The organism is Peptostreptococcus sp. D1 (assembly GCF_900112955.1).
In the GTDB taxonomy this organism is placed as follows: Bacteria; Bacillota; Clostridia; order Peptostreptococcales; family Peptostreptococcaceae; genus Peptostreptococcus.
Genome location: NZ_FONP01000002.1, coordinates 184708 through 208578 on the forward strand (window position 1 = coordinate 184708; position 23871 = coordinate 208578).

The following is a 23871-nucleotide window of genomic DNA, read 5'->3' on the forward strand; positions in this document are numbered from 1 at the left end:
ATATTCCCTCCTTATTTTTGTACTGATGGTGGAAATCCAAACCCCACAGGATGATGTTTACAAAATGTTGCAATCCAATTATCTATGGTAGTTACTCTTATACGTCCTATATTATCCATTACCTTTCCATCTCCGATATAAACACCTACATGACCATAGGTAGCACCTAAACTTCCACCGCTACTGCTGCTTTCCACTGCAACAAGCATTCCCACTTTTAGCTTTGACTTATCTGATGTAAAGGTGTAATTTCGGTACATATCATTAGCGTTTCCTCCTATATATCCAAGTCCTGCATTTTGATATACCTGCGATACCCACATTGCACACCAACCCATTCCCGGAGATGGGGTAACATAAGCGGCATTTACTATTTTCTTTTGCACTTCACTTGATGCCTCATATTCTTTTCCTCCGCCGATTCCACCATTTGAATTTATAAGGTCAGTATTTCCAAATACTTGTCCCATATTCCCTTGTGCCAAAAACAAAGTTTCGTAGTGTGCCAAGTTATTAGTATAAGATTTAAATGTTTCTCTGATAATAGAATCCATCTCTCTTTTTTCTAAGGTTACGATGAGTTTTTTATACTCATACGGTTCTTCATGACTTTCAGTATGTTCATTGCCGTCAGCATCCATATAGCTTGATGTAACAGTTCTATATCTAATTTCGATCTCTTCCTTATAGGTTAAGGTATACATATTTTGAAACAGACTTTTAAGTTCACTTTCTACTTCAGAAATATTCTTTACGATTCCATAACGAGCTGTGATATAAGACAAGAGTTCATGGACATTATGGCCGATATTCTCTTTTCCATTTATAATATATTCATCATATCCCGGATGATTTTCCTTTACACTGTCCATCTCTTCTTGCAAAGCCTGTTCTAAAGATGAAAACTTTTGATTGATTTCTTTGAGTACATCTTCTGATGATAAGTAGGTTGTCCCTACGGTATTACTTACCATCCCCGTTCCCATATTCATCATCATACTTCCTGACTGAAAAAGCATAAAAAAGATTCCTACTAATAAAAATAGTAGAAATCCTATCTTTTTCCCTCTACCCTTTACAAATTCAGCAAATCTTTTACTGCCCTCTATAAAAGATTTTTTTATTCTGTTTTTTACACTGTCTTTATACTTATTTTGAATCTGTCTTTTATACTGCCTTCTTTTAAAAAATTGTCTGAGCCTTGAGGTATTTTGGTAATCCGCACTTTTTTTCAACTCTTCCATATTTTTTTGAAAGAAGAGTTTCTTTTCTTTTTTTTGAATACTCTTTTCAAGTTTATTTATCTTCTTTTGTCCCTTTAATGCCTTCTTTTTCCCACGATGATAGGCATGTCTTGAAAGAGTTTCTATCTTTTCTACAGCCTTATGACTTCCCTCAACTGCTGCGTTATCTTCTTTTCCGCTTTCAAGATACCTCTTTAACATACCCGTTGCTATTACTGCACTTTTAGCACTTTGTGTTTTTTTGTCAATTCTCTTATTTTTTAATTTCTTCTCTTGTCTTTGCTTTTTTTGCTGTAACTTGGAGATTTTCTTTTCCTTACTTTCAAATTTATCTGCCTTTTTTTGTGATGTGTTTTTATCAGCAGTTTTTCTTTTATCCTTTGCATCCTGAAATGAATTCTTTTTCGTATCCTTATTTCTGGTAAACTCCTTATCATCAAAGTTGCTCCTGGTATATTTATTCTGTTTTTCTACTTTTGGACTTTCATTGAAAAATCTTTCTTTGGCATACTGTTTATATTTCTTATTCTTGGATTTTGGATTTTTTATATAGTCATTATAATTTTTTTCCTTATCATTTTGCCTATTATCATACTTTTCATCATCTGCAAGAGGTCGATATGACACTTTACTATCCCTAAAATCCACATCGTACCTATCTATTACTCCATCATTATCCATATCCTTCGATAATGGATCATAGACTTCCTGTTCTTTTTTAAATTTATCCATCTGTCTTCGCATATTTTTCTTATCTTTAGAAATGACCACACAAGATTCTTGTATATCTTTTTTCTCACCAAAATTGCGAAAAGAATTACCTTTATAGTTCTTTAAACTTTGCCTTTTAAGCTTATTTTTAAAATCATTGTCATGACTTATATCTAAAGGTATCTTTTCATTTAAAAGATCTTGTTTTATATCATCTGAACCTTCATATTTTTTTAAGGAAATATCATCTGAAAAGTCTTCTTTCTTATATTGATTTAAAGTTTCTTGTTCTTTATAAATCTTCTTTTTTTCTCTCTTATTATCAAAAGACAAATTTTTATTTTCTTCATAATTTTCATTTAAGTTATAAGGATAATTTTCTACGGTTTCTGATATGCCTTTTCTTTTTTCATCAATATGTTTTTGATTTTCTTGATTTAATCTATTCTCTTTACTCCTTTTGTACCTCTTGCTTTTGTTCTTCATTAAATTGTTTCACCTCACTTTCAATTCTTTTCTTTGCAAGGCTTACGTATTCCTCATTTAATTCAATCCCGATATATTTTCTATCTTGCATAAGTGCTACAAATCCGACCGTTCCGCTTCCAATAAAAGGATCAAGGATTAATCCTCCTTTCGGTGAGCCTGCAATCATACAGATTTCAGCCAACTTAGGAGGAAAAGCAGCATAATGCTCCCCTCTAAAAGATATGGTATTGATGGTCCAAATATCTCGTTTATTACGAAACTGCGGAATATTATCTCCTTTATACTCTCCATATTTTCTTGCCTTATTTATCTTCTGCACGTTTATCCCTGCATCTTCATTTAAATATTTGTTATATTCACTTCTTCCTCTCATATATCTTTTCTTGCTGACTTCTTTCATCGGCTCTGCCATAGCATCAAAATCATAATAATATTTTGGTGATTTGGAAAGTAAAAAAATATGTTCATAAGAACGAGTAGGTCTATCCCTACAAGCCTCAGGCATGGCATTTTCTTTGTGCCAGATGATGTCCGAGCGAAGATACCATCCATCTTCTCTTAAAGCAAATGCCAATCTCCAAGGTATTCCCATTAAATCCTTTGACTTGTAACCTAACACTTTTTGTGTAATTGAAGGGTTTTGTCCATTTCTTCCTTTTGGATATTTAGGATCCATATACTCTCCCTTTCTACCACCCGAACCGGCATAGGAATCGCCAATAACAATAAAGCAAGTACCATCTTTTCTAAGAACTCTCCTTACTTGTCTAAAAACTTGTACCAACCTGTCAAGATATTCTTCAACCGTAGCTTCTCTTCCTATTTGACCATCGCTTTTATAATCTCTAAGTCCATAGTAGGGTGGAGAGGTAATGCAGCAGTTTATACTTTCATCTGGAAAATTCTTTAATGTTTCAAGGGCATCTCTGCAAATAATTGTATTAATATGATTGTCTAAAAAACATATATCTTCTATTTTGTTTCTCATGCCATTTGCCCTCCTATTTATTATTTTTTCCTGTTTCGCTCGGTTTGGTTGTTATTAGAGAATATAGTTTTGTATTTTTCGGAAACCGGTCTATAAAAGGAACAATCGTATTTCCATAAAAAACAAGTCCTTCTCCTTCTCCTGAATTTGTTACATAGGAAAGCTGATGCTTTGATATATTGAGTTTTTTCGCTAAAATATCTCGATCCGTTCCCGCTTGGTTAAGCATTAGAATAAAATCCGTATTATCGAAAATATTTTCAATCTCCGGACTTGCAAGAAGGTCCTTAATATTTTGAGTAAGTCCAGTCGGCATACCTCCCCATTTTCTGAAACGCTTCCAAATTTCAATGGAATAATTGGCGGTTTGCGGTTCCTTCAACAAGAGATGAAATTCATCTACATAGTACCTTGTAGCCTTTTTATTTGCTCTATTTATCGTTACTCTGTTCCACACCTGATCCTGCACAACTAACATCCCTATCTTTTTAAGCTGTTTTCCAAGTTCCTTAATGTCATAGCAAACAACTCGGTTATTTGTATCTACATTTGTTCTATGGTTAAATACATTCAGGCTTCCTTTGACATAAATCTCCATTTCTACCGCAAGTTTCTTTCCTACCGTTTCTTCCTGTTTTTGAAGAAGATTATATAAATCTTCTAAAATCGGCATATTTTCAGGTATAGGATTTTCAAAGTAGGCTTTATATAAAATAGGTAAACAACGGTCAATAACGGAGATTTCTTCTGCACTTAATTTCTTTTCTCCTACAACAAGTTCAAATAGGGATAGTATGAAGTCTGATTTTAAAGACAAAGGGTTATCTTCATCCGCATAGTCAATATTGATGTCCAGCGGATTGACATAGTTTTTTGAAATGGGCGATATTTTAATCACCTGCCCTTTGAGTGCTTCTACAAGTGGTGCATATTCGGCTTCCGGATCTGCTATAATAATGTCATCATCGGTAATTAAAAAAGCATTGGTAATTTCTCTTTTAGCCGCAAAGGATTTACCGGAACCCGGTGTGCCTAAGATAAGTCCGTTCGGATTTTTTAATTTTTTACGATCTGCCATAATAATATTTCTGCTTAGTGCGTTCAGTCCGTAATATAGGCTTTCTCCCTTGATAAAAAGTTCTTCTGTTGTAAATGGTATAAAGATAGCTGCTGCACTTGTAGTAAGCCCTCGTTCTATCTCCACTTCATTGATCCCAAGAGGTAAACTTGCAACAAGTCCCTGTTCCTGTCTGTAATTTAGGTTTTTCAAACTGCAATTATGTCTGTTTGCAATGGACTTTAATGCAAATACCGTATTATCAAGTTTACTTTTACTTTTACTCGTATTCATAAAAAGAATGGTTACCAAAAACATCTTTTCATCATGATTTTGAAGCTCTGCTAGCAGGTTCTTTGCTTCTGCCCCATAAGTTACAAGGTCACTTGGCAAGATGTCGATATCATAGCCTGCACGAATCGCTTTTTTGTTTTCCTCAAGCTTCATCTTATCCAAATCCGTTATTTTTCTTTTTACATGTTTAATAGCTTCCATCTGGTCGATTGCTCTGATATGAAAGGTAACAATCATATTTTCTTCCAATGCCAAAAACTCTGATAACATCTCATCTTTAATATCTGAGGCTAAAAGTTGTAAAAAGTTTACTTCCGCAAAGACTTCTCCTGTCTTAAAATAAGTCGGCTTAGAAAAGTTAAAAGACGGAGGTACAATATATTCCTTAGTCGTCAGTCCACTGTATTTCAAATCCTCAAAAGAAAAAACAAGTTTATCATTTGGATTTAAAATGTCGTGAATAACCTTTAAACGCTCCTCACCATCAAGCACATAGGCTTTCACTCCCATCTGCTTAAAATTGTTTAACACATCCATTTCCATTCGCTCTAACCTGCTTTTTGCTTGCTTTAAGTCCTCCGCTTCTATGGTAAAGGTAAGATACATACTCTTGGATAGTCCGTTATTCCCCTTGCTGCTTTGATTTAAAAGCATCTGTCTGTATTCATTTCTAATTTCGTTAAAATCATCTATATTTTCTTTAATATCAATCAGTTTATTGATTTCCTCATTTTCACCGATACTGTTGATATAACTGAACTGTACTTCCACAGAGGAATCAAAGAAATTTAGAAAAGAAGAAAATTCCGAGAATATTCCCTCTTGGTCAGCTTCCTCCATTAATCGATAGTTAATGTCCAAAAATCGAATGGTTTTATTAAATTTATTCTTTTCAATTTGACAAATCCCGTCTTTTAACATTCGCTTATAGGGAATGGTATCTTGTACGGTTTCCTTTTTCTCCTCTTTCATAAAAAAAGAAAACCACCCGTTTTTCTTTGATGATTTCCCATTTGTTTTAGACTTTGTTTTTTTCTTCCCTGATTTTTTAAGTTCCGATAACTCTTTTTTATTTTTCCTAAGCTCCATCTCTTCTTTTTTAATTCGCTGTTGCTGTTTTTTTCTTTTGTCTTTGTTCAATTTTTTTCCTCCTTATACTTAAAAACAAAAAACAGCAATAAATTGCTGTTTTTATATTTTATATCTTTTCATGACATATTTATAAAATTAGAAACAATTATCTTTAATTGCTGTTATCCCTAATAATTCGGACGCTAAATTCATGATAGCTGTTCCTACCTTTTCTCCTGCATCTGGTGGAACGACTCCTGTCTTAAAGAAACCCATTACCAATATCGCAGCTTTTCTTATCCCACCGATAGTTTTTATATATTTTTTAATCTTCAAAATCTTAGTAGCCGCAAAAACTGTTGATCCTACAACCCATGCTATTGCACCAACACATTTTGCGATTTCCCAAGCACCATATGTTGTGTAACTACTACTCTTTAATTCAATTCCATTTTTTAATAAATAGTCATAGATACTATTAACATCATTTTTTAGTAATATATCCTCAGGCATCTTTTCAATAACTTCAAATACCTTTTCAAGTTGTGCTATAGACAAATTCATCTCCGCATCATGTTCATTTTTTATCTCTCTATAGCTACTTTTTTCTGCTCTAACTGTATTTACACACGGTAAAACAGAACCTGTCAAAATCGAAAAAAGCAATACTGCTGATATTTTCTTTTTCATTTAGATTCATTCCTTCTTGTCTATTTTTTTATTAAAATATATGTTCAGACTAGAAATTGTAATGTATATTCCAAATGAAAAAAACATAAGCAAATTCATGCCATGAAAAGATATTCCCATAAATTTTAATGTTGTTACTATCAAAAATATAAACGCACATAAATATTGAATGACAACATTAACCTTGGCTCTACTTTTATAAAAAATAAGCTCTGATCTTTCATCAAATCTATCCATTTCACTATCCTTAAATACATCATCTCTAGACAATTCATACCTTCTCTCTAAAAACACATATATAAAAAAGATACTTCCAAGAAAAAATTCTACATTAAATTTTCCATCTATAACATATATTAATAATCCTAATAACATCAATATTAAAGCAATCACTCCATAAAAAAGATTTCTCATTTCAATTCCTCCAAATTTTCTTTTAACATAAATAACTCTTCAATAGTTAACTCAAAAAAATAAACTTAATTTATATGCTAACATAATAGATGGTTTATACTGTCCTTTTTCCAAAGATATAATAGTTCTGGCAGTTACACCAACTTTATTAGCTAGTTCCTCCTGAGTAATCGTCTTCGCTTCTCTCATTTCTTTTAATTTATTAATCATATTACTCCTCAACAAATATTACACTCAAAATATGAAGTTAATTTCACATGAAGTTAACTTCATATTAGTATAATACTACATTTAACTTTTTATACAAGAGACATTAGACATATTTTGAATTATATTTTATGAGTGTTTATTATATTTTTAATCATGCAACACCCATTGCATAATTACCTTGCTTGCTAGAATATGTTCCTTTTATCTTTTGTATATCCTTATATGTTTTTACTTCTGATTTTGGAATATATTAATTTGTAAAATAGCACTTGTTTTATCTCCTTCTTTTTATCCTATGCTTATTTCCTATATCCTGCCTTTTTGTTCTCTTCGTATGATAAATGCTTTTCGCTTTGTATATCCTAATCTTTTTACTTTTATGAAACTTCAAGATATATGCTAAATGTTTTTCAAAAGGCAGATTGTCCTTTTCATAAAGCGTTGCAAAAAGAACAGGTAGGACTGCTATACTCATTACAATCATAGAAATATCTGTACTCAGATAATTTTTACAAAGCATATATACAGGAAAACCGATAAGCCCCGCTATGCTAAAACCTATGAGCTGTCTTTTTGTCATATTAAGTGCCACTTTAGTTTTTACTTTCGTCAAATCCTTCGGTATTTTTACATATACCATAGCCTAACCTCTATTCTTTTTGCCGGTAATTTCTTCTCTCATTTCGGATAACTTTTCCATATGCTCCCAAAGTGAGATAATTTCTTCTTTACAATTTTCCAGTTCTTCAACCAGTGCCTTTACTTCACCTATCCTATCAATATCTTTCTTTACTGTATCCAGTTTTTCATTCATGGAAAGAATTTCTTTATACATGGCACTTAGTACATCTACTACCAACACTCTAAATTCTTTTTGCTTTTCTTCTTCCGTTTTTGATTCGTATTCTAAATACTCATCTTCTAAACTATATATCTCTTCTTTTCTTTCATCATCATTTTCTGTATCAAATTCGTCTTTATCAAAAGACTCTTCTATCTCACCAAAATCAAAGTCAAAGTCATCTTCCTTAAAATCAGATAATTTTTTCGTTTTCTTTTTCAGTAGTACTGCTATCATCGTCCCGATAGAAAGAACTGAACCTACTCCTATCAAAATTCCCGTTTTCTTATTCATTTTATTTATTTTCTTCATATTTACCTCCAATAATTGTATCCATCTTCTTTTTCCAATTTTCTAATCAACTTTTGTTCAAAATGAGCAAAAGTCCTTTAATGGCTGTTTAAAATCGCCTTTGCGATACTTCCGGATTTCATCATCATGACTCCTAAAATCAATCCATATGCAAGCACCTGTAAAATACTTGTATGAATATCCGTAAAATTTACAGTTTTGACCAAGACTGCATAAATTCCAAAAAATATCAGGATAAAAAGTCCCTGAAGTCCCAGTGCAAACAAACTTTTTATATAGTTTGTTCCGATACTTCCCCATTCTTTATTTCCCATGGTAGAAAATGGAATTGCTGCAATCGAACAGTAAATATATATTTCAATCATTCTTCCATATAGGATTACAGTGATTAAGATGGATAGAATCGTTAAAGAAAATTTAACCAATCCCGTCTCAAGTGCAATCCCGATAAGTGTTCCAAGTTCCTTTGTTTTAAGGGCTTCTACCATAGCATCAAAATTACCGGCAGTTATATTTGCACTTGTCCCCACAACACCTGCCGCCTTTGATATCATGAACTGTGCAACATCAAAGACCGCCATTGAAAAATCAAAAGCATGAGACACAAGCCATACGGCAATCCACATTTTGATGATGTATTTAAAAAATTCAAAGGTATCCGTGTCTTGCATGGAATTTTTCCTCATCACCACTTGAATCAGCTCTACGCAAAGTATTGCGGTTAAAATTATTGCTGCTATGGGCAAAACAACATTGGTATTGATTGATTTGATAAAGGCAAAGACCTCCGAGTTCCAAGAACTCGGAGTCTTTCCCACTTCTCCTGCAACGGTTCCCACTTTATCGTTAATATCTACAAGCATTGCAGAAAGATTATCTTTAATAATATCAATCATAATCTCCTTGAAAAACTCATTTATCTTTCCAAATAAATCAAACATCTTACTTTAATACATTCGCAAGTAGCGGAATCAGTTTTAGCCCTATCAAAACAATTCCTCCACCGCTCATGAGTTGTTTTATGCCTTGTGATTTGGCTCCGGGATTATCTGATCCATATCCTTCAAGCAAGTTGATAACTCCCCATGCACCAAGTCCCGCACCGATTGCCATAACTAAAATTTTAAGCACATTTACTGCTTGTACAAAAAAATCCATAATTTATTCCTCCTCATTTTCCTGTTCTTTTTTATTGTTTGTTTCTTTATCAATTTTATTGACATGCTTTACAATAAAGTTTCTGTAGGTTTTATCCCCTTTTTCTACTTCCTTGTAGTATCCAAATACATGAATAAAATCTCCCTTTTCAAAATCTTTTACAAGTTCAGTCTTTTCACCGTAGACATTACAATTTATATACTCTTTCTTTTTTTCTCCCGTCTTTCCCATTTTTCTAAAGAGTGTAAAATTCGCTACTGTAACTTCTCCCTCTTTTCCCTGAATGGTTTTTATTTCTACATTACCTATTAAGTTTCCGTTGATATTTAGCATTTCTTTTTGCATATACATCCTCCATTTTCATTTCTTTTGATTGAATCAAAAAAAGACCACAACTTTTCTATTTTGTCATGGTCTTATCTATATTTTTTCATATTAAATTTTATCTTTTGTTTATTCTAACTTCTGTTCATTTTGAGCAGAAGTTAGAAATTCATCTTTTATTCCTGCCATAATATACTCCACGCAGGGCAGTGCTATCGCATTTCCAAGTGCTTTATATCTTGCACTGTCAAGTATGATATTTCCATCTACCCCATACTTTGTATAGTTATCAGGTAGTCCCATCAGTCTTTCACATTCTATCGGCGTTAAATATCTAATAAATCCCTCCTCTTCTTTTCCGTCCTCCCAATACGCAAACATTGTAGGATTTGATGCTAATAGGGCCTAAAAAGGCTCATTTGGCTTTCCGAAGCTGTTTCTAAAAAGAGTTTTATTTCTTCTTTTTGCTCCTCCTCGCATTTTTCTATCTTGAAAGGGTCTGATGTTTGGTATTTTCCTCCCTGCTTTATCAGAATGCCTTCGATTGGACTTGGTATCCTTATCTTCGATGCTTCTGATAATCTCAGTATTTTCGAGCAGGTTTTCGGGCTTATATAATATTTTGTGGGAACGAAATCCTCCAAAATCGCAGACAATAAATATTCTCTTTCTTCTTTGTAAGAGCTTAGGCTCTCCGAAATATTGGGCGTCCAAGACTCTCCAAGAAAACTCAAATTCTCTCCCTCGCACCACTCCTGCATTTGCCCATTTAGACTCAGGCATTGGAAGGCAGGTGCTACTGAAGGATTCGAGGACGGTTCTAAAATCCAACCTATCTCCCGATACAAAAGCTCCCATGACGTTCTCCCAAATAGCGAAAGTTGGATACTCCCCATTTGTTACACACCTCATTTCTTTAATCAATCGTATCGCTTGATAAAAAAGAGATGATTTTTCTCCACGAAGTCCTGTTAAATCTCCCGCTTTTGAAAAATTTTGACAAGGAGAACCGAATGTGATGATATCCACCGGTTTTATATCTTTTGCCTTTAATTCGGTTATGTCTCCTAAATGCTCTACATCAGGAAAATGTCTTTTGGATATAGATATTGCATTTTTATCAATTTCGCTTGCCCATACCGTTTTTATCCCTACTTTTCTTGCCGCTAAAGGAAATACTCCTATTCCATCAAATAAACTTCCAAGTGTTATTTCTTTTAACTTACATCACCTCTTTTCTATTTTCATAATATCCTTATATATGCTCCCTTTTTCTAACTTCTGCTCATTATGAGCAAAAGTCGGAGGACTTCTTCCTTTTGCCTTCATTTCATCATTCCTCCCTTGCTCTTAGCATAAAAAACAAGATTTGTATTTATCTTAGGTCCTTACTTTTGACCGATATACATTTTGCGAATTTCTTCCTTCTTTTTTAGATGTTTTAACTTTTGATTTAACAACCTAATCCTATTTTTTATCTGTTGCAATTTCTTTTGTTCTTTTTCAATTCGTATTTCTGTTCTTTCAAGCTCAGTCATTCTTAAATATTCCTTTCCAAAATTTAATCCAATAGATACTTCTGCTCATTTTGAACAAAAGTTATCCCTCATCATAAATTTCCACTAAAGTTACTTGCATATTTTCTTTTAGATTAACTTTGTCTTTTCTCTTTAAATATTTTTCTATATCAAAGGTATTTTTCTTATTGTAATCGGAAAGCTGTTTGTAGTTCTTATGCTTGGTTATATCAAACTTATCACTGAAAAAAGGTCTTGCTCCTCTTATTTCCAAGATACACTTTCCTCCGTCCATCACTTTCAGTTCATCTCTGCTCATCAGTTCCTTTCCAAGCTTTTGATAGTTTAGTCCAAACGATTTTTGATTTGATCTTGTTTCCGATGTGTTGTAAAGGTCTATGGTTTCTTTTCCCAAGTTTTCGGACAGCTCCTTGATAGTCGTTCCTTCTTTTCCGCCTAAAAATAGCTCGCTATCACAATTGCCTAGAATCGTGTCGGCATGGTCTTTATAGATTGCTTTTAATTGACTTTTTGCTTGAAGGATAATACTTGCCGATATTTCTCTGGAACGAATGGTTGCAATGAGTTTTTCGAACTTCGGTATTTGTCCAATATTGCTAAATTCATCAAGTAGACATCTCACATGAACAGGTAATCTTCCACCATATACATCATCTGCCTTATCACATAAGAGATTAAATAGCTGAGTATACATCATTGCCACTACAAAGTTAAAGGTGTCATCGGTATCGGATATGATAATAAAGAGGGCTGTCTTTTTATCCCCTATGGTGTCAAGTCCCATTTCATCATATTCCATAAGGTTTCTAAGTTCCTCTATATCAAATGCCGCAAGTCTTGCCCCACATGATATAAGAATCGACTTGGCAGTTTTTCCGGCGGCCAATTTGTATTTTCTATATTGCTTGACAGCAAAATGATTCGGCTTTTCTTTTTCAAGTGCATCAAAGATATAATCTACTGCATTTTTAAAGTTTTCATCTTCTTCTCTCACTTCGCTGGCATCAATAAAGGCAAGTAGACTTTCAAAATTTTGTTCTTCCTCCGGTGCTTCATAGTATAGATAGCCTATTAAGGCTGTATAATACAAGCGTTCCGCTTTACACCAAAAATCTTCCGTAGATTTTTCTCCTTCGCCTTTTGTATTTGCCATAATCGTCTGTACAAGTTTTAGTATGTCCTTTTCACTCCTTAGATAGGCAAAGGGATTATAGTGCATGGATTTTTTGAAATTTATGGTGTTTAGCACTTTAATATCATATCCGTTTTTCTCTAGCATCTTTCCGCACTCAACAAGAACGGTACCTTTAGGATCGGTTACAACATAGGATGAGTGCATTTGCATCAAATTGGGCTTTAAGAAAAATCGGGTCTTTCCACTCCCGGATCCTCCTACTACAAGCACATTTTTATTACGAGCAAATTTAGGATTTTTAGGTCTTGAGTTCATTGTAAGGCTTTCCGTATTAGTTAAAAGTATGTTGTTTTCAAATTTTTCATCCAAATATGGCTCAATGTCTTTAGAACTTCCCCATCTTGCTGAGCCATATTCTACTCCTTGGCGAAATTTTTTTGCATTTTTCTTTTTTTGATAAACAATAAGCCAAATAACTGCTGAAAAACAAATACCTGCAAATAAGTCATCTATATGAAATGATGGCAGATAAGACAGTGTTCCTATATCAGATAAAGCTACTATCATCTTATCTACATAATCACCACCTACATAACTGTTTATATGCTTTGAAAATATATTCGCCAGATAAAAGAAAAAGAGATAAGGTAAGTTTTTAATTACAAACTTTTTCTTATCTCTTATGTGAAATATATTTTTTATATCTTTTAGTATTTCTTTTACAATCTTCGTCTTTACCACTCCTTCCTACAAACTCTGCTCCTTATGTTTTTCTTTGATTTTATCTTTTTGATGTGTATTTTTAACTTTTTCTCTAAAATGATTTAACTTATCTATTACAGATTCTTTCTTTTTATCTTTCCCTGCAAATTTTGCAACCGCTTCTTTAAATGCCTGTTCCATTACCTTTTCATCTTTTGCCTGAAAGAAAATTATATTGTTTCCCGTAGTGAGATCTTTTTTGATACTGAATTTCACGCCATTTTTATTTAGTTCTCTTTTTAGGTTTTTTAAGTCCACATCATTTAATTCTAAGGTTTCCACTTTGCCTTTTTTTACTAAATCTTTTACTGTAGTAGGCTTTTGTTTGCCGATGAAATCCTTTAATCCGTTTTTCTCTTTTTCTGCCTTGTTAAGTATCATTTTCATCAGTTTTACAACTTCTCTTGCCGTTAGATGAATTGCCCTTTTTTTTACCGCAATCACTTGTCTTGTTACTTCTTCATTGATCAATATATCACCTACTTTCCATCAAAATTAAATTAGCTGTCATTGCCTTTTCCCTCATGGTTTTTATTCTATGATTTTCCCCATTGAAGATAATAGGTGTTGCCATTTCGAGAAGTCTGGAATAGATTCTCTTTTCTTTTAAATCTGTTGTGTTCATCAGATGAGAGATTGATAAATTTGTTGTAACAATAATAGGCTTATTTGCCCTATATCTGCTGTCTATGATGTTAAAGATATGTTCTAGGGCAAAAGATGTATCTCTTTGTATTCCAAAATCATCTATAATCAAAAGTCTATTACTGTTTAGATTTTTGATATACATATTTTTATCTATCTGTAGATTCATCATATCGTTTAATATCACTCCGAAGTTTGTCATTCTAACAGAGATTCCTTTTTCTATCAGGGCATTTGCAATAGAGGATGCCAAATATGTTTTTCCGGTTCCTACCGCCCCTGTCAATATAAGTCCTATATTTTCTTTTTCCATATCCTCAAAATGCTTTACATAATTTAAGCCTGCCTGTTTATGCTCCAAACTTCCATCTTCTTGTTCAAAAGTTTGTTTATACATAAGATCATCATCAAATGCCATACTTTTGAGTCTATTTATACGCATACTATGTTCAAATTCTTCCATTTCTTTTCGTTCTTTTTCCATCTCTTTGCTTCTACAATCACAATTTTTAGGTATTTTTCTTAAGACACCACCGACATTTGCCATCTGTTGCTTGGCTGTATGGCATTTTCCACAATAGACAAGTCCATCTTCACTATTTACATAATCTCCATTTTCCTCATTTAGCATATTCTTTTCCATATTTTCAAATACCTTATCGAAAAGTTCTCTTGTAGTTTCCATTCTCGATCCTCTCTTTCACTAAATTTTATTTTTTAAGCCTTTCAATCATTTTCCCTTTAAAAAATCTTGCCATATTCTTTCATCATCAGCATAATTCTCCAGATTTCCTGTGTTTGTTGACTGTTTATTGTAATAAATAATGTTTATAGGAGCATTGTAGATAATAGATAGTAGATATGCTCTAAAATGTGTAATCTTAGATGTATTTTCTTTTAGAACTAACAATATATACTCTATATGCTCTTTTTTGATTTCTAATAACCTTCCCCTAATTTTTTCATAACTTATCCAAGTCTGATTTATTTTCAAATCTCTTTTACCTTCAACTGCATCCACCATAATTTCTACGACAAAATCTATATTTTCTTTTGTAGGGCTATCTCTATCCATAAAATCTAAATATGAAATATTTTGCTTGATTATTTTTTCTACTTGACCTCCTTCCTCTTTTTTCAATTTTCTCTTACATCCTGTTTTATCTATGGAGGTGGTCTTACTAATATCAGGTTCACTCTTTTTAGTTTTATTTATATTAGTCTTATTACAGTTTGTTTTTGAAACTTCTTGAGGTTTGTTTTCTAAATTTCTTGAAGTTTGTTTTTCAAACTTCTGTAAGTTTACTTTTGAAACTTCTTGAAATTTAACATTTAAACTTCTATCTTCACTAGTTTCTTCTTCTGCTGTCCTATTTTCTTCTTTTGTTTCTACAAGAAAACTTTTGACATAGATTATGTTCGGTTTTCCAAGCCCTCTTCTTTTCTTTTCTATCAGTCCGAAATCTTGTATTTCTTTCATAATATTGATTGCCTTGTTTCTGCCTATATTCATAGTTTCTTCTATTTCATCTATGGTAAATATGATGAATACTTTATTTTCTTCATCTAACCACCCATTTTTCATAGATAAGCTCATTCTATCGAGCAAAATAGCATACAAAACTTTTGCATCGCTACTTAATGTTTTAAAAATGCTGTCTGTATATAAAATTTTAGGTATTTTAAAGAAGGAGTATTGATCTGCTTCTTTTCCGTAATAATAGCTAAATTTAATATTCATAACTTCCTCCTTCCTGTATTTTTATTTGTTTTAGCAACAAAAAAAGAGATAACTTCTTTGCTATCTCTTTGAAAATATCTTAATTTTAGTTGTTATCTTTACTCTGTTTTATCTTCAGAATTTGTATTTTCTATTATAGGGTCTTTTACAACATCTTCTATAAGTTTTGACATATCTACTGCATTTTTAGAAGTGATAACTGGTTTTCCGGTTTCTTTCTCAATTTCCTTTCTTGCATTGCCCGCTATACTGCCTCCTCTTTTTGCAACTTTTCTATTTTCTTCTAATCCTTTAGGATTGGTCGTTTTGGTAAGTTCTGTTGTCGTGGCTTCTGCAAGCATATTGAGAACTACTTCAAGAGTAGTCATATTATCCCTTAAATTCTCCTTTTTCAGTCCTTTTAGATTTTTGTATCCTCTTGTTGTCATTCCGGACCATGCTTTAGTGATTTCATCGGTAAGGATTGCATATTCAATTCCTTTTTCAATCCCATGATCCTCCCAAGCATCCGTAAGTTCCTTTCTTACTTGAATAGCTTGTAATCTTTGATTTATCCACTCTCTTGAATAGCCCTTCTTCAAATATGTTTCTAAGGCTCTGTCAATAGTAAGTTCCGGATCAACAATTTCATCAATTCGCTCTTTTCCTACTTCCGCAAGCCATAATTTGAAAGGCTCTGCCTTTGGGGATGGAATGGACTGAATAATACGGAAAATATCTTTCATATTTCCCGCCAATATTTTTCTTTTTTTGCCACTTGATGATTTCATTTCTACCTGGGGACAATTTGTCCCTATGTAGAAAGCTAACTGTTCATCACGTTTTCTCATCTTCTTGAGATAATCTGTTGGATTTTTACTTTCTGACAAGACTCCAACTACATCGACTACTGAAAAATACCATTCTTCTTTTTCTTCATCCCAAAAAGAGCGTATTTCTTTATTTTCATATAGTTTTATTTCATCCATTACATCTACCTCTTTTATATATTATCCTGTTAAATAAGCTCTTTTTTTACCTCTTTAGCACCTTATATTATACCCTAAATTTGTAATCTTGTCTTTCTGCTAACGGAGATACTCTTTAAAGTAAATTTCCAGTGCTTTTTCTATAATCCCTTCTGCTTCTTCTTTCGCTTTATCTTGAAAGAATTTTTGATAAATACTCTGAGATAACTTGATATTCTGATACTCTTTCATCTTCGGTTTTTTCAAGTTCAGCAAGTATGTTGTAATCATCTCCTTATTCAGTTCTTCTTGTCTGTTCATCAAATGAGGTGCTTTAGTATCGCTTGATTTTAAGGTTAATTCCAATTCTTCATACTGCTGATACAGATAATCCTGTATCTCTTTTGGAAGATAGGATAAATCTACTGCCATTGTCAGTCCTATTTTTTCGTTATCAACATCTTGTTTCCAAGAATCAGACAATTCATTTAATCTTAAATATCTTGCAATAGATGCCCCCGAAAGATGATATTCTTTTCCGAGTGATTTTCTGCTGTCTGTTTTATCTTCCGCTTTGCTTTCCTTTTCTATAATACCCCTATCTAAATTGTTTATCTCTTTTTGTAAATCGTTCCTCTTGCCCTGACTTGCTATTTTTTCATATCGCACTTTAAGGACAAGAGCTTTTTCGGTTGGTAGCAGGTCGGAAAAGGATCGTTGCATCAGATTGGTTTCTATCACATAGGTATAGGCTTCTTCTTCGGAAAGATGTTCTTTGACGATACAGGGAACGGTTTTTAGATTGGCAAGTCTGGCTGCATTCACTCTGTTATGTCCGGAGAGTATTTCATAAGCTCCATCTTCTTTTTTGAGTACGATAATTGGATTAAGTATTCCGTTTTCTCTTATACTATCTACCATATCCTCCAGTCTCTTGCCGGTGTATAGGGTAAATGGATGGTCGTGGTAAGCTTCCAACAAGTCAATTTCTATATCCTGTATATCCCCCTGTTCCAAGACACCTACATCATCCAGTAAAATATCGACCGCATCGGTTATTTCTCTTTTCACAAGTTTTTTACTCATAGCAGATCTCCTTTGCCAAATTGTCATATGCAATATCTACGCTGCTGCCTTTTGCATATTTTTTTATACTTTGACCGCTGTATATGGATTCACCCACTTTGACTGTTTTGGGGATTTTGGTTTGAAATACCTCTACCTTTCCCTGATACATTTCTTCCACCTGCTGAGTAAGGAGTTTTGAAAGATTTGTCCTGTTATCGCACATGGTAAGCAAGATGCCTTTTACCTTTAGACTTGCGTTGACCCTCTTTTTAATTTTTTGAATGGTTTTTAAAAGTTCACTGATTCCGACGATTGCAAACAACTGTGTATCTGCTGTAATAAGCACACTATCCGATGCACAAAGTGCATTGATGGTCAAGATATTCAGCGATGGAGAAGTGTCTATCAGGATGTAGTCATACTGCTCTCGTATAGGTTCAAGGATGCTTGATAGGATTCGTTCACTTCCGGTTTCTGCTTTCATCTGCGTTTCTGTAACGGATAGATAAATGCTTGATGGAATAAAGTCTATGCCATCATAGGATAGGATATATCCCTTCGCCAAGTAGTTTTCTTCCTCTAATTCTGCCATTAACAGATGTCCTATGGTTTCTGTAAGTTCATTGGCATTTTCTATGCCAAAGCATCTTGTGAGATTAGCTTGCGGATCAAGGTCAATGACGAATACTTTTTTGCCGAGTTCTTTTAATGAATACGCAAGATTTAATGTTGTCGTTGTTTTTCCAACTCCACCTTTTCGATTGGCAACGGTGATAATTTCTGCCATAGTATGCCCCCTTCTTCTCTATACAGAGATTTCATTTTATGCTATACTTTTATACAAATTTTGAGTATAAAAAATGATGACAGTCTATCCATCATCAAAGTTTAAAAGTTTTGTGGAAGCCTTTAACCCTTGATTTTTCTTGGATTTATTGTACTGTCATCATTATAGCATTATCCCCACACCCACTTTCGCCACAAAGTACTACACATTGACCTTTTGATATAGTTCCTTTTACATTATCTAATGTCTTTTCTTTTTTTCCTTCATAAGCAAAGTCTATTTTAAAATCCAAAATATCTTCACTTCTATCAGTTATACGACTCATAAATTCAACCCTTATTTTATAAATTCATTAAAAATCTTTTTCCAACCTGCTCCAATAAATTCCCCCAGCATTTTTACATATTCAATAGTTTCATCCTTGCTATATCCTTTTTTGATAATTAAGGCATAGATATTGAATTGTTGACTCATTAAAAGTTCCACTAAATCCAATTTCATCTCACTTATATCTGAGTCAATGTTTTCCTTTATAAATGTCTTTGTTTGAAATATTTTATTTTTCATCATTTCATCAAACATAGCCTCAACGGAGCTTCCTTTGCTGCAACATAGCAAAAGTTTACATTCCTCATAATATTCAAACAGAAGATCTATATACCTTGCAGTTTCTTTCTCTATATTCTTCAAAAAATCTTCAAAATTTTTATCTGTGCGATAATTCATATATGATGCTCTATTATCTTTCACCTCTCTATTCAAAGCTTCTAAAAAATCTTCAATCAGACTATAAAAAAGTTCATCCTTTCCTTTGTATCTCGTATATATAGCCCCGGTTGTAACTCCTGCTTTTTTAGCAATATTACTTATTGCGGTAGCTTGAAATCCATTTTTCAAAAATTCTATTTTAGCAGCTTCTATAATTGGTTTATCCAGTTCATGATTTTTATTAGCCATGTTCATTCCTCCTCGTGTTAAAAATACCATGTTTTTATAATCAATAATATCATAATCGATAATTATATTATTGATTATACAGCAGTTAGTGTAATCTAACAAGTCCTGAGTAAAGGTTTCGTATATTTTTCACGCTAACTTCACTGGTATTCCCTCTCTTTTTAAAACCTTTAATTTTTCCTGTTTTTCTATTCTCTCATTTGTAAACTTCTTCACTGACAGGTATAGCTTTCCCTTTGACATAGATGTAATATTCTTTTTTATCCATTGTGCGTTCCTCCTTTTTCTGCTCTCTGATTTTGGTTTTTGAGAATAAAAAAGGAGGACTTCTACACTTTGGCGTAAAAAGTCCTCCGATTACAACAAGGAAATTGTCCTTTGTTGTATGGTCTTTATTCAGTTTTCGGTCTTGATTACTTAAAAATCTTTGTTATTGTTTTCACTTCTTTGTCTCCATTCCCATAATACAAATTTTACTTTGCGTGTTTTCTTTTTCTAATACCTAACAGAATAAGTAAACTTCCTGAAGCGAACATCAACCAAGCATATAGGGATAGGTTTGCTCCATCTCCTGTTTTAGGTAAGCTATTGTTTGTACTTGTGTTTGGTACTTTCGGTTTTTCAGTATTTGGTGGTGTTGGTGGAGTTTCTTTCTCATTAGTGATAGTAAGCCCATCTTTCATGCTTCCTCCATAGACTACCTTATACTGCTTGCCATCAAATTTAATGGCATTACCATCTTCTCCTACTTCTTTAACTGTGTATTTGTAGTAGTCTGTACTTCCAAGTCCATTTGCCACTGCAAGATTTTTGAATACTCCGCTCCAGTTATTACCTGCATTTAATTCAAGTGTTTTTCCTGTAGGATTACCATCTTTATATAGTTCTACGGTAATTTTTTCCGTTGGAGCTGTAATGGTGTTTCCTTTATGGTCTTTCCACAGCTTTGTTACCTTGACTTCCCTAATTGGAGGTTCCATAGGTGTCCATGGTTTTTCCTTTTGATTAGTGATGGTAAAGCCGTCTTTCATGCTTCCGCTATAACTTACCTTAAACCACTTACCATCAAGTTTAATGGAACCTGTTGTTTCTCCGATTTCCTTTACTGTATATTGGTAATAATTGGTGCTTCCAAGTCCATCTGCTACTTCAAGGTTCTTAAACTCTCCTGTCCAGTTATTATCCTTTGTTAGTTCAAGTTTCTTTCCTGTGGCTACTCCATCTTTGTATAGTTCTACTTCAACTTTTTCAACAGGAGCAGTTAAAACATTTCCATTATCATTTTTCCATTCCTTAGTAACCTTGATAGTTCTTGTTGGTGGCTCCATTGGTGTCCATGGCGTCTTTTCTTTGTTGGTAATGGTAAAACCATCTGCCATAGTTCCGTCATAACTTACTCCGAACCACTTACCATCAAACTGAATAGCAGAACCAATTTCCCCTACTTCTTTGACAGTATATTTATAGTAGTTGGTACTTCCAAGTCCGTCTGCCACTTCAAGGTTCTTAAACTCTCCTGTCCAGTTATTATCTTTTGTCAGTTCAAGTTTCTTGCCTGTAGCGTCTCCGTCCTTATATAGTTCTACTTCTATCTTTGTATCAGGTATATTGTTTCCTGCAAGAAGGTCCCATGCCTTTGTTACCTTGATAGTTCTTGTTGGTGGTATCATCGGTGTCCATGGCGTCTTTTCTTTGTTGGTAATGGTAAAACCATCTGCCATAGTTCCGTCATAGCTTACTCCGAACCATTTATCATTGAATTGAATAGCTGATCCAACTTCCCCTACTTCTTTAACGGTATACTTATGAATGGTAGGATTTTCTATTGACTCATAGACTTTCAGTTTTTCAAAAGTTACCGTCCAGTTATTATCCTTTGTAAGCTCTTTTATATCTCCTGTGGCAATTCCGTCTTTATATAGTTCTACTTTAATCTTATCAACAGGAGCTTCATTCAAATTACTTCCTGAAATGTCTTTCCACTCTTTAGTTACCTTAATATCTCTTGTAGGTGGTATCATCGGTGTCCAAGGGGAAAGTTTTTTGTTGGTAACTGTTAGTCCATCTTGTGTGTTGCCTCCGTAGCTAACCTTATACCAATCTCCATTAAGCTGAATGGAATTAGCTGTTTCTCCTACTTCTTTTACTGTGTAGTTATATTCATTTCCTTGTGCATCTGTTTTATCAAGGTCGGTCCAAGTATATGTGGTTGTTCCGTTTGTTAATTCAATCGGACTCCCCTCATTTTGTCCGTTCTTTAGAAGCTGTAATTTGATTGTCGGATGATTTCCTGTTACACCTTCCCATTCTTTGGTTACTTTTACCTCTGTTTTATCTTGTGTATTCTTAATAATCCATAAGTTGTCAGATTCCTGTTCATAGGTAGCTGCATAACCTTGCGGAACATTCTTCTCTACCACCTTATATTTAATAAGCGTACCGTCCGCTGTATACTTATCAAGTCCCGTAAAGGTGTGCTTCCAACCTTCACTTTTCTTGAGTTCATATTCTTTTATTACATCGTTGCTACCTTCAGCTCTAAGCTCTACAAGTACAGAATCTCTTTCTGCTCCTATCCATTTCTTTTTTACAGAAACTTCTGTTTTTTCAACATTGGTATTGGTGATAACCCACTTGCCTGTTGGATCTTTTTCGTAAGAAACTTTATATCCATTTGGAACATTTTTCTCTACTACCTTGTATTTAATAAGCGTGCCGTCCGGTGCGTATTTATCAAGTCCTGTAAAGATATGTTCCCAATTTTCATTTGCCTTAAGCTCATATTCTGCTACTACATCATTACTACCTTCGGCTTTAACCTGTACGACTACAGAATCACCTGCTGGTCCTACCCATTTCTTTTCTACAGGAATATCTACCTTTTCATTATTGGTATTTGTTATGATAAAGCCATCTCCTATTGAACCTGAAATAGATGGAGTATACCCCTGCAAGACATCTTTTTCCTCTGCAATGTATTTAATTTCTTCACCTGTTTTAGCATTGTATTTTCTAAGGTTTGTAAAAGTATATTCCCAATCAGGAGCAGACAGTTTATGTTCAGCAACCGGTACTCCATCTGCTTTCAAAACAACTGTAACTTCAGAACCTACCGGTCCTATCCATTTCTTTTGGACTTTAATGTCTATTTTCTCCGGTTCGTTTGTGATTGTTTTTATCTCAAGATTATCAGATGTAACGACCACTGTATATTTCGTGTTGTCAACCAAATAATGATCCGGTGCGGCTATTTCTTCTATTTCATACTCTCCCGGAATCAATTGCATAGTAACAGCTTCTCCATTTGAATCGGTTATGACCTCAAATGTTGCTCCTGAGGCTTTTCTTGTGATTTTAAATTTAGCATTTTTTAATTTAATTTCTTCATTATCTTCAGCAACTTTAACGATTTTAATCTTGCTCGTTAAATTTCCTTGTCCGCCACCGCCACTTTCTGCATCTTGAAACTGACTTTGTACAATTTTCCCTGTTTCTGTGCTTGTAAGTTCAGCTGTATTTTTTAATTTAAGTCCTTGTCTATATGTTGAACGATAATGCAGCATATAGGCTTTCCCATCAAGATTTCCCATGCTATAAGTGAAACTTCTTTTATCTGAAGATAATGTGACTTGATTACTTACATTTACAGGATTTTTTTCAACAGGTTTACCATCTTCAAAGACTATTTCATATAAAACAAACTCACCTGCCACATACTCAATGCCTTCTGGACTTCCCGGATCTTCCACTTCCAATGTATCTTTGATAATAACATTGTTCAAATCACCTTGCTTTGCGTTTATTCGGATTCTCCATCTGACCAGACTGTCACTTGTTAATGTTTGCCCTGAAACTTTATAAAGAATCTCATTTCCATATTGTGGTGGCACATATGGTTTTAATGTAATATGCGGATTAAAAGAACCGACAGCAATTTCGTATTCACCCTCCTGCTCGACAGGATATGATGTTGTATTCCATCTTGCTGTTAAGTGCATATCTCCAGTTATATTGAACTTATCATTGACATAGCTTGTAAAGGTTACTTTAATTTTACCGCCACCGGGTTCTTGCGGTGTAATAACAGCCCTTGCCATCAACTCCCCTGAAGGAGCATTTATATCAAAATTACAGTATGATGACTCTGGTGGAAATTTAAACTGATCCGGTAAGTCTATTTCAAAGTAATCTCCTTCGTGTAGTTCATTTCCATGACTTGAAGCATCCCACTTATAGTTCAACTTAAATAATGAGTTGGAAAAATACCCATCAGGTGGTACAACACCTTCTGAATTTGTGATACTAAAATCTGTAATGTTAACTTGAACTTCCTTGTTCTCCGCAAATACAGTTTCAATTGGTATAAACATACCTAAAAGCATAACAAAAACTAAGAAGAATGAAGTTAGCTTTTGTATGTTACCTCTTTTTTTCATCTGTTTTCTATCTCCTTCCTTTGTTTATTGCTTCAATCTCTGGAAATAAACT

The 23871-nt window shown here is 33.6% G+C and carries 24 protein-coding genes and 1 pseudogene; all 25 read right to left on the minus strand.

Annotation, left to right across the window (positions count from 1 at the left end):
• Positions 1–11: 11 nt before the first annotated feature.
• Positions 12–2441, minus strand: a complete 2430-nt coding sequence (locus BM120_RS03430) for a CHAP domain-containing protein (protein ID WP_177187362.1) — start codon at positions 2439–2441, stop codon at positions 12–14.
• The gene (locus BM120_RS03435) at positions 2407–3432 is read right to left on the minus strand and encodes a DNA-methyltransferase (protein WP_091993289.1); all 1026 of its coding nucleotides are present in this window, start codon (positions 3430–3432) and stop codon (positions 2407–2409) included. Before BM120_RS03435 ends, BM120_RS03430 begins: the two co-directional genes overlap by 35 nt.
• Before the next feature lie 13 nt (positions 3433–3445).
• On the minus strand, positions 3446–5923 hold the full coding sequence (locus BM120_RS03440; RefSeq protein WP_091993290.1) for a VirB4-like conjugal transfer ATPase, CD1110 family: 2478 nt from the start codon (positions 5921–5923) through the stop codon (positions 3446–3448).
• 87 nt (positions 5924–6010) lie between these two features.
• The gene (locus BM120_RS03445) at positions 6011–6544 is read right to left on the minus strand and encodes a hypothetical protein (protein WP_091993292.1); all 534 of its coding nucleotides are present in this window, start codon (positions 6542–6544) and stop codon (positions 6011–6013) included.
• 6 nt (positions 6545–6550) lie between these two features.
• The gene (locus BM120_RS03450; protein ID WP_091993293.1) at positions 6551–6958 is read right to left on the minus strand and encodes a hypothetical protein; all 408 of its coding nucleotides are present in this window, start codon (positions 6956–6958) and stop codon (positions 6551–6553) included.
• Between the two features lie 51 nt (positions 6959–7009).
• A complete protein-coding gene (locus tag BM120_RS11285; protein WP_330389336.1) occupies positions 7010–7147 on the minus strand; it encodes a helix-turn-helix transcriptional regulator in 138 nt (45 codons plus the stop codon).
• Positions 7148–7442: 295 nt separating this feature from the next.
• Positions 7443–7808, minus strand: a complete 366-nt coding sequence (locus BM120_RS03460) for a PrgI family protein (protein WP_091993296.1) — start codon at positions 7806–7808, stop codon at positions 7443–7445.
• A 3-nt stretch (positions 7809–7811) separates the two neighbouring features.
• A complete protein-coding gene (locus tag BM120_RS03465; RefSeq protein WP_091993298.1) occupies positions 7812–8321 on the minus strand; it encodes a conjugal transfer protein in 510 nt (169 codons plus the stop codon).
• A gap of 77 nt (positions 8322–8398) precedes the next feature.
• On the minus strand, positions 8399–9262 hold the full coding sequence (locus tag BM120_RS03470) for a VirB6/TrbL-like conjugal transfer protein, CD1112 family (protein ID WP_091993300.1): 864 nt from the start codon (positions 9260–9262) through the stop codon (positions 8399–8401).
• A 1-nt stretch (position 9263) separates the two neighbouring features.
• A complete protein-coding gene (locus BM120_RS03475; RefSeq protein ID WP_035915748.1) occupies positions 9264–9479 on the minus strand; it encodes a Maff2 family mobile element protein in 216 nt (71 codons plus the stop codon).
• Between the two features lie 3 nt (positions 9480–9482).
• The gene (locus BM120_RS03480; RefSeq protein WP_035915746.1) at positions 9483–9824 is read right to left on the minus strand and encodes a single stranded DNA-binding domain-containing protein; all 342 of its coding nucleotides are present in this window, start codon (positions 9822–9824) and stop codon (positions 9483–9485) included.
• Positions 9825–9932: 108 nt separating this feature from the next.
• A complete protein-coding gene (locus tag BM120_RS11380; protein ID WP_242941549.1) occupies positions 9933–10184 on the minus strand; it encodes a DNA cytosine methyltransferase in 252 nt (83 codons plus the stop codon).
• Positions 10185–10208: 24 nt separating this feature from the next.
• Positions 10209–11015 carry a DNA cytosine methyltransferase gene (locus tag BM120_RS03485; RefSeq protein WP_330389345.1) on the minus strand — a complete coding sequence of 269 codons (807 nt, stop codon included), beginning with the start codon at positions 11013–11015 and terminating at the stop codon, positions 10209–10211.
• A gap of 176 nt (positions 11016–11191) precedes the next feature.
• On the minus strand, positions 11192–11341 hold the full coding sequence (locus BM120_RS10840) for a hypothetical protein (RefSeq protein ID WP_168851795.1): 150 nt from the start codon (positions 11339–11341) through the stop codon (positions 11192–11194).
• A 61-nt stretch (positions 11342–11402) separates the two neighbouring features.
• Positions 11403–13202 (minus strand): VirD4-like conjugal transfer protein, CD1115 family, encoded by a 1800-nt coding sequence (locus tag BM120_RS03490; protein ID WP_207645694.1) that lies wholly within the window; start codon positions 13200–13202, stop codon positions 11403–11405.
• 21 nt (positions 13203–13223) lie between these two features.
• A complete protein-coding gene (locus BM120_RS03495; RefSeq protein WP_091993303.1) occupies positions 13224–13709 on the minus strand; it encodes a PcfB family protein in 486 nt (161 codons plus the stop codon).
• 4 nt (positions 13710–13713) lie between these two features.
• Entirely contained in the window at positions 13714–14568 is an 855-nt protein-coding gene (locus BM120_RS03500) for an ATP-binding protein (protein WP_091993304.1), read from the minus strand.
• 45 nt (positions 14569–14613) lie between these two features.
• Positions 14614–15624 carry a replication initiator protein A gene (locus tag BM120_RS03505; protein ID WP_091993306.1) on the minus strand — a complete coding sequence of 337 codons (1011 nt, stop codon included), beginning with the start codon at positions 15622–15624 and terminating at the stop codon, positions 14614–14616.
• A gap of 98 nt (positions 15625–15722) precedes the next feature.
• On the minus strand, positions 15723–16592 hold the full coding sequence (locus BM120_RS03510; protein WP_091993308.1) for a BRO-N domain-containing protein: 870 nt from the start codon (positions 16590–16592) through the stop codon (positions 15723–15725).
• 99 nt (positions 16593–16691) lie between these two features.
• Entirely contained in the window at positions 16692–17657 is a 966-nt protein-coding gene (locus BM120_RS03515; RefSeq protein ID WP_091993309.1) for a ParB N-terminal domain-containing protein, read from the minus strand.
• Positions 17650–18426: a ParA family protein gene (locus BM120_RS03520; RefSeq protein WP_091993311.1), complete on the minus strand. Its 777-nt coding sequence runs from the start codon at positions 18424–18426 to the stop codon at positions 17650–17652. Before BM120_RS03520 ends, BM120_RS03515 begins: the two co-directional genes overlap by 8 nt.
• A gap of 145 nt (positions 18427–18571) precedes the next feature.
• Positions 18572–18751: a P-loop NTPase family protein gene (locus BM120_RS03525; RefSeq protein WP_091993312.1), complete on the minus strand. Its 180-nt coding sequence runs from the start codon at positions 18749–18751 to the stop codon at positions 18572–18574.
• An 11-nt stretch (positions 18752–18762) separates the two neighbouring features.
• Positions 18763–19383: a TetR/AcrR family transcriptional regulator gene (locus tag BM120_RS03530; RefSeq protein WP_091993314.1), complete on the minus strand. Its 621-nt coding sequence runs from the start codon at positions 19381–19383 to the stop codon at positions 18763–18765.
• Between the two features lie 199 nt (positions 19384–19582).
• Positions 19583–19651 (minus strand): annotated as a pseudogene (locus BM120_RS10960) (sigma-70 family RNA polymerase sigma factor); the annotation flags it as partial.
• A 205-nt stretch (positions 19652–19856) separates the two neighbouring features.
• Positions 19857–23819, minus strand: a complete 3963-nt coding sequence (locus BM120_RS10845) for a Cna B-type domain-containing protein (protein ID WP_177187363.1) — start codon at positions 23817–23819, stop codon at positions 19857–19859.
• Positions 23820–23871: the final 52 nt, after the last annotated feature.